The organism is Streptomyces poriferorum (genome assembly GCF_019399235.1).
In the GTDB taxonomy this organism is placed as follows: domain Bacteria; phylum Actinomycetota; class Actinomycetes; order Streptomycetales; family Streptomycetaceae; genus Streptomyces; species Streptomyces poriferorum.
Genome location: NZ_JAELVH010000521.1, coordinates 1 through 2,159, shown reverse-complemented (window position 1 = coordinate 2,159; position 2,159 = coordinate 1). Strand labels below are relative to the sequence as shown.

Annotated in this window: 2 protein-coding genes and 1 pseudogene; 2 read left to right on the top strand and 1 reads right to left on the bottom strand. The window is 71.9% G+C overall.

Annotation, left to right across the window (positions count from 1 at the left end; translation table 11 throughout):
• Positions 1 to 181: pseudogene (locus JGS39_RS41315) on the bottom strand (TetR/AcrR family transcriptional regulator); the annotation flags it as partial.
• Positions 182 to 240: 59 nt separating this feature from the next.
• On the opposite strand from JGS39_RS41315, the gene JGS39_RS39215 reads away from it, so the two are divergent.
• Together JGS39_RS39215 and JGS39_RS39210 are read left to right on the top strand one after the other, a co-directional pair.
• Positions 241 to 1,194: an ATP-binding cassette domain-containing protein gene (locus tag JGS39_RS39215; protein WP_219574537.1), complete on the top strand. Its 954-nt coding sequence runs from the start codon at positions 241 to 243 to the stop codon at positions 1,192 to 1,194.
• Positions 1,187 to 1,963 carry an ABC transporter permease gene (locus JGS39_RS39210; RefSeq protein ID WP_236064066.1) on the top strand — a complete coding sequence of 259 codons (777 nt, stop codon included), beginning with the start codon at positions 1,187 to 1,189 and terminating at the stop codon, positions 1,961 to 1,963. The genes JGS39_RS39215 and JGS39_RS39210 overlap by 8 nt, the downstream gene beginning before the upstream one ends.
• Positions 1,964 to 2,159: the final 196 nt, after the last annotated feature.

Genomic DNA, 2,159 nt, shown 5'->3' with positions numbered 1-2,159 from the left:
CCTCGGCCGCCGCCACCGCCACTGCCGCGTCCACGATGCGTCCCAGGCTCAGCCCGGGCTTGGGCCCCTTCACCGGGCGCGCCCGCAGCCCCCAGGCGGCCTCGATGCTGGCCGGCAGGCCCGTACCGCCCGGCGAACCGTTCTCCTGCGTCACCTGAACCCACCTTCCCTTGACGCCCATCCTAGTTATGCGTAACTCTTACACAGTAACGCGTATGCCATACACATAAGGGGGAGTCCATGCCGTCATCCGCCATGATCGAGGCCGTCGGCCTCACCAAGTCGTACGGAAGACCCGCGCAACCCGTCCTGGACGGCATCGACCTGCGGGTCGACCGCTCCACCGTCTTCGCCCTGCTCGGCCCGAACGGTGCGGGCAAGACCACCGCCGTACGCATCCTGGCCACGCTCACCACCGCCGACAGCGGCACGGCCCGCATCGCCGGGTACGACGTCGTCGCCGACCGGAGCCGGGTACGCCGCACGATCAGCCTCACCGGGCAGTACGCCGCCGTGGACGAGGCCCAGACCGGCGAGGAGAACCTGCGCATGATGGCCCGGCTGGCCGGCCGCTCCCCCACGGACGCGCGCCGCCGCGCCGCCGGACTCCTCGAACGCTTCGGCCTGTCCGACGCCGCCCGCCGCCCGGTCCGCACCTACTCGGGCGGCATGCGGCGCAGGCTCGACCTGGCGGCCGGTCTGGTCGGCAGCCCGCAGCCGGAGGTCTTCTTCCTGGACGAGCCGACGACCGGCCTCGACCCCCGCAGCCGTCAGGCACTCTGGCAGGTCGTCCGCGAACTCGCCGCCGACGGGGCCACGGTCCTGCTCACCACCCAGTACCTGGAGGAGGCCGACCGGCTGGCCGACCGCATCGCCGTCCTGGACCGCGGCCGGAAGGTCGCCGAGGGCACCGCGGACTCGCTGAAGTCACGCGTCGCGGGACACCGCCTCGACGTCGTCCTGGCCGACCGCGCGAGCTACCTCCGGCTCACCCGCAGGGCCGTGCATCACGCGCCCGCGACCCTCACGCTCGGGCTGCCGACGGACGGCTCGGCGGCCCATGTCCGCGCGCTGCTGGACGAGATCGACCCGGACGGCACAGCGGTGGAGCGGTTCAGCCTGCACAGCGCCACGCTCGACGACGTCTTCATGGCCCTGACCACGACGAAGGAGGCGCGGACCGCCCATGTCTGAAATCCTCACCGCCAACCTCGCCCGAGCCGGCACCATGGCGGGCCGTTCGCTGCGCATCAGCCGGCGCAACACGGACGCCCTGATCACCTCGCTCATGCTGCCCGTCATGCTGATGCTGATCTTCGTCTACTTCTTCGGCGGCGCGATCGACACCGGCGTCCCGCACTCCTCGTACGTCACCTACGTCGTCCCCGGCGTCCTGCTCCTGTGCGCGGGCTTCGGTTCCGCGAGCACGGCGGTGGCCGTCAGCGAGGACATGAAGAGCGGCATCATCGACCGCTTCCGCTCCCTGGACATCGGCGGCGCGACCGTCCTGGCCGGCCATGTCGCCGCCAGCACGGCCCGCAACCTGATCTCCACCACGGTGGTCCTGGGCGTGGCCCTCCTGATCGGCTTCCGCCCCACCGCCACCCCCACCGGCTGGCTCACCGCGCTCGCCGTACTCGTCGCCTACATCGTCGCGCTGTCCTGGCTGTCCGCGGCGATCGGCCTGCTCGCCAAGACCCCGGAGGCCGCGGGCGGATTCACCTTCCTGATGTCGTTCCTGCCCTACCCGAGCAGCGCCTTCGTCCCCGTCGACTCCATGCCCTCCTGGCTCCACGGATTCGCCGACCACCAGCCGATCACCCCGGCCATCGAGTCCCTGCGCGCCCTCCTCCTGAACCAGTCGGCGGGCAACGCCCCCTGGATCGCCCTGACCTGGGCCGGGGGCCTGCTGCTGGTGGCGATCGGACTGTCGGGGGTGCTGTTCAGGGTGCGGACGCGGTGAGGGTGGGGGTCCCGCCAGTCATCGGGCACGGAGCCACCGGTTGTAGGCGCCGATCACCTCGCGCACGGCGGAGCTCGGTGACCTCGGCAGGGGACACACGATCGGCACCGCGTGAAGGGTCGTCGTCGGCAACCCGCACCACCGCGGCCCTCCCTAGAACACATCCGGGCACCAGGCCCGCCGCCCCGCCCGCAGC

Bases quoted from the DNA above. Each gene is read 5' to 3' on its own strand.
- JGS39_RS39210 (WP_236064066.1), top strand. From the start codon at position 1,187: ATGTCTGAAATCCTCACCGCCAACCTCGCCCGAGCCGGCACCATGGCG.
- JGS39_RS39215 (WP_219574537.1), top strand. From the start codon at position 241: ATGCCGTCATCCGCCATGATCGAGGCCGTCGGCCTCACCAAGTCGTAC.